The sequence below is a fragment of the Alteromonas sp. KUL106 genome (assembly GCF_009811415.1).
Lineage (GTDB): Bacteria > Pseudomonadota > Gammaproteobacteria > Enterobacterales > Alteromonadaceae > Alteromonas.
In genome coordinates this window covers 1-5141 of record NZ_BLIG01000014.1, presented here as the reverse complement: position 1 = coordinate 5141, position 5141 = coordinate 1, and the positions used below count along the sequence as shown (strand labels likewise).

Sequence of the window (5141 nt, the reverse complement as noted above, 5' to 3'; positions counted from 1 at the left end):
ATTTCGTCTGCATGTTGTGGCGGGGTATACACCACCTCTCCCGTACGGGCATTTTTCAAATCCGTGCCGGGTAGCTTTCGTAAGCCTGCGTTATTGTGCTCCAGGTTTTGCTGGATGGCGAGAATGTCACTTAAGCGAATGAGTTTACTTTGCCGTGCTGTTTGAAAGCCCTGCTTTAATGCTACGGCGTAATCCTGCACTTCTTTGGTTGCCGGGCTGCTAATGGCTTCTTCAAATAAGTTGGCTTTATAAAGCTCATCATGCGTGGTTACGATGTTTTCCACTTCTGAACTGTCTTTTGCTTCCTGCAAGGCCAGCGTATTGATTAGTATTGCTTCATTGGGAATGCTGGCGGCAATACCCTTTAGTTCGGCCAGATATCGGTGAGCTTCAGCCACCTTTTTGAGTACTGCGCGGGTTTCCCACTGCTCTATATTATCAAGTGGTAACAATGTGATAGATGCAGGCATGATTAATATTATGTCCTTATTTATACATATAGATCTGTATATATATAGATTTTATAAAAAATTATACATGTACTGTATAACATGTATAGTTTTTCTGTTTATTTATACATATAAGGTTTATGCACTTTGAGGAGGCCAAATTGCATCACCCAGTTCATCCAGTACCACATCCAGTTGATTACCCAGTACCTTATCCAGCTGCTTTGCTCCGCCCTGCTCTGCAAATCGGCTGTTTACAAATTCTCTATCAATAATGACTTCATGAACCAGTTGTTTTGCCAGGCGTTCAAGCCATTTACGCTGTGCTGGTAACCAGTTATGACTTTCATATATTCGCAGCATTGCCTGTGCAACACGTTGTTCAAAGGGTACCAATGGCTCGCCGAATGCTGCTCGGCGAATATGGCCAATAATACTAGCTGCTATATCCTGATTAGTTTGGTTACGCACCGCACTTTGGAGTTTTGCTTCTGAGTATCCTGCACCATCAAGCATTAGCTTAATCTCTTTTAGTTGATCGCGAGTCAGATCCCGGGGTTTATTTACCACTACAGCAAGGGCTGCACTTTGATTTAGCTGCTCTTTTATGAACTGGTTAAAGCTGTCGAGGTAATCTTCAGGCTTTTGATGTACGCCATAGCTTTGGGTGCGTTCTTTTATCTCATCATGATGTTCCGAAATTACTGGTTGGCGTTCACTACCGAGTAACTCATTCACTTCAGCAAGCTGATTTATCAAACCGCTATGTTTTGTGATAAAGGCCGCGGCTTGCTTAGGTCCAAGCTCGTATAAATGTTTATGCAGGCTTTTGGGCTCAACGCCCCATAAACCGTGTAATTCATCCAGTTTTTGTTTGAGTGCTGGTTTGCTTTCGGCTTTTTTACCGGCTTTTCGCAATACGCGCATCACTTTTTGGCTAAGTTGACTTAGCACTACATCGGCATGACTCTGCTCAGGCGCATCGCCAGGAGCATTCAAAGCGCGTTCCAATTGTTCCGGATTAGTGATTTCGTCTACCAATTGCCCCAAAGTAATATTGGGATCTTTAACCAATGGCTTCATGGTATTAACATCGGCCAACGCAGCATAAATATCCACCGGGTCGTAAATTCTAAATACTGTTTTACCAATGTCATCACAACGGCGTGTGGCGCGGCCGATCATCTGCTCATATAAAATCCGTGATTTAACCCGGCGCATAAACACAAGATTACAAATTTTGGGAACATCGATACCGGTAGTCAGCAGATCAACCGTAATAGCTATATTTGGATAGCGCTCGTTTTTATACTGGCGAATGAGCTGCTCTACTTTGTCGCTTTGCCCGGTGATTTTAGCGACTGCCGCCTGGTTATATTCACCGTTATAAAGGCCTTTAAACGCTTCATCTAATAACCGTTTCACCATATCAGCATGCAGGTCTGTAGCACAGAAGATCATGGTTTTCTCATCGCCAAAGGGATCAAGTTCCTGAACCAGTTGCTGACAAATCACTTTGTTAAAGTTTTCGTTGATCACTTTGCGGTTAAAGGCATCCACTTCAAAGTTCAGTTCATCGTCCAGCTCTGCGCTTTGTACTTCACCGGTTTGAGTATTAATCGCGCTGACTTTGTCTCCCTTGGCAAATTTAATCCCGTTTTGTGTTAGCAAGGTTTCGTATCGTATCGGCGGCTCGTGATCTATTAACCAATCATCCGCTACGGCTTCCCGGTATGAATAGGTATAAACGGGTTTACCGAAAATTTCGCTAGTATGTTTTGCTGGCGTTGCCGTTAAGCCAATTTTAACGGCATCAAAATAATCGAGCACTCGGCGGTAACTGGAAAGATACTGACTTGCATCCCGTGTAGCGAGTTCGCCTTCGGTCATTTCCTGGTCAAGCGTATAGCCTCGGTGGGCTTCATCAATAATAATACAGTCAAACTGGTCTAACGGTGGCGGGTTATCGCTCATAAAGATGCGCTTTACCATGGCCTGTACAGTTGCTACCTGCACGCGCGTTTCAGCTTCAGCAGCCATATCTCCCAGCTCTGCAACATTATAGATTTTAGATAGGGTATGATTTTGTTCTAATGGAGCCTCATTAAAGGCGTCGATAGCTTGCTGACCCAGTGCGGTGCGGTCTACCAGGAATAAAATACGCTTAAACCGCTCTGCCTTTAAAAACCGGTACATCAAACCGATGATGGTGCGCGTTTTACCGGTTCCTGTTGCCATAGCTAAAAGCGCAGTACGTACTTCTTTCGCTAACGTATTTTCCACCGCAATAATGGCTTTTTGCTGATAATCACGAACTTTTAGATAGCCAAAGGGCTCGGCTTTTAACTTTTTCTCAGCCTCTTCTTTACTGCGTTTCAGTTTGTCGATTAAGCCTTCTGGCGTATGAAATTTGGGGAGTGCACGTTTAGTATTGGCAGTTTCGCGCACATCACGAAACCAGGTTCCAGACTGTTCAGCCAGCTGAGGAACATATGGGCGACCATTGCAGGAGTAGACAAACGGGATTTTATAATGGCTTTCTTGCTCATTGGGCCAGGCAATTGTTAAACCTGCTAGTTCCCATGCGCCCAGCATAGGGGGTAAAACACTAAAACCCTTGCTATATCGTTCTGCTTGCGAAATTTTTCCTGCAACGTTTGTGTTTTCTTTCTTCGCCTCAACCACGGCCATGGGCGTTAAACCGGAAAACAGCACATAGTCCGCTCTACCTTTTTCGCTATTATGCTCGGTAGGCCATTCGGCAATCGCGATATTCCTGCCTTTTTCTGGACGGGCGCCGCCTTTATAAGTAAGGGCTTCACTGTCTGCTGTCCAACCAGCTTCTATCAATTGCTGATCAATTAAAATGCGGGTTAGCGCTTCATCCAACACTATGTGTTGCGTTGCCGCCTGTGTGTTTTTGTTTATCTGACTGCGTTGGGCACTTTGCGTTTTCTCATCAGCCGCCGCCAACTGAGCTAGAAGTGCCTTTATTTTTGCTTCGTAGTCTTGACGTTGTGCCTGTAAGGCATCTTCATGTTTCGATGCTTGCTTCGCTAAAGAACGAGACTCTTCGTCCATTGCCAGTGCTAGCGCTTCATATTCCGCCTTTTCTTTGGCTACCAGATCATTAAGTTGATTGCTGGAATCTAAGTTAACGTTCGCTAGTTCTAAATCACTCTTTAATTTCGCAATTTGAGATTGTAACTGGCGTAACTGTTCGCTAGGGTCGGTGGGTGGAATAAAAGGACCAGGTTTAAATTGAACCCCTGATTTTCCGAAGGACTGGTGGAACCATATGGCCAATTTGCGGGCAACCACCAAACCATTTATGGCTTCTTTGTGCTGAGTTCTAAAAGTATGAGTTGCTTTATTGCCTTCCATTCTGAGGGTATGGAATAACTCCCTGACTACCGGCTCTAGTTTTAGCTCCCGGTTTATTTTATAGATCAAATCAGCCTGGGAAGTCTTATCGTCAAACTCAATTCCAACCAATGCTGCAATGTGCTGTGCTAGTGCTTCACCCAGTTGCCTGAGCTTCATTAACGTTGTGTTGGGATCGCTCGAGAAAGCTCTTTCAGCAGACAAGGCTATTTCAACAAAAAGCGAATCATGCTCTTGTAGAAACCCGAAGTTACTTTGCTGGATAGAGGACGCCATTTTTATGAAACTCCATTTCACCTTGATGCTGGTTCAATCAGAACTCAGTAGTACTTTTTATTCTGTGTGTATCGCAAAGAAGAGACTACCACAAATACCTAAATTCACTATACTTTAGTAGTGAGTATAAAACCATAAAACTACAGAACCGGTGCGTTGAATTACTTTTTTTGAATCCTTGGTTTAACCACTTAAAAATAAATATGAGTTCGTACGGTTGAAGCCATTTAATTAGAACGTTACGCACATCAACCGACTTTTTAAATATATTTATTAAACATGAATACAAAGAGAATCATCGCTTTTCTCTGAACGATTCATGCAATGATGGAGGGTAAATTACACGTGAGGCCTGTGACCTCGCGCACGCACCGTATAAGTCCTACCACCGTTGAACGTTGGTATCAGTCTCACATCAGTCAAAAATATAAAGAGATTATCAGTCGACCTTGCCCGGAGATGCTGGGGATAGATGAACACTTTTTTACCCGTAAGAAGGGTTATGCGACGACGTTTGTAGATTTACGACATCGTAGTGTGTTTGATGTAAAACTGGGACGTTCTGAATTAAGTTTACGCTCGTACTTGCGCCACCTTCCCAATAAAGAGAACGTGAAGCTCATCGCGATGGACTTATCGGAAACCTATCGTGGTATTGCCAAACGCTATTTCCCTAATGCTACGATAGTCGCTGACCGTTTCCATGTGGTGCGCTTGATCAACCATCACTTCTTAAAAGCGTGGCAGCAACACCATCCTGAAGGACGTAAGAATCGAGGTTTACTTAGTTTGATGCGACGACATCAATGGCATTTAAACGAAGAGAATAGCAGCAACCTACAACGCTACTTGGTTGACTATCCGGTGTTAAAAACACTGTATGAGGTCAAACAGAAGCTCATCAGGTATATGCTGTTAAAGACTATGAATGAAAAACGAATGGAGAAGACATTACCGAGGTTCTTAGACTTGCTTGAACAGTTACATCACAGTCCACTTCGTGCACTGGCCAAAACCTTAACTTCGTGGTTG

The 5141-nt window shown here is 43.8% G+C and carries 3 protein-coding genes; 1 reads left to right on the top strand and 2 read right to left on the bottom strand.

The window, feature by feature from the left end; translation table 11 throughout:
- Together GVO63_RS05120 and hsdR are read right to left on the bottom strand one after the other, a co-directional pair.
- Nucleotides 1–470, bottom strand: a 470-nt coding sequence (locus GVO63_RS05120; RefSeq protein ID WP_308469290.1) for a Fic/DOC family N-terminal domain-containing protein, incomplete at its 3' end; no start/stop codon positions are given.
- 117 nt (nucleotides 471–587) lie between these two features.
- On the bottom strand, nucleotides 588–4109 hold the full coding sequence (hsdR, locus tag GVO63_RS05115; protein ID WP_159578369.1) for a type I restriction-modification system endonuclease: 3522 nt from the start codon (nucleotides 4107–4109) through the stop codon (nucleotides 588–590).
- A 345-nt stretch (nucleotides 4110–4454) separates the two neighbouring features.
- Between hsdR and GVO63_RS05110 the strand changes: the two genes are divergently transcribed.
- The coding region (locus GVO63_RS05110; protein ID WP_236552062.1) for a transposase at nucleotides 4455–5141 on the top strand (687 nt) is incomplete at its 3' end.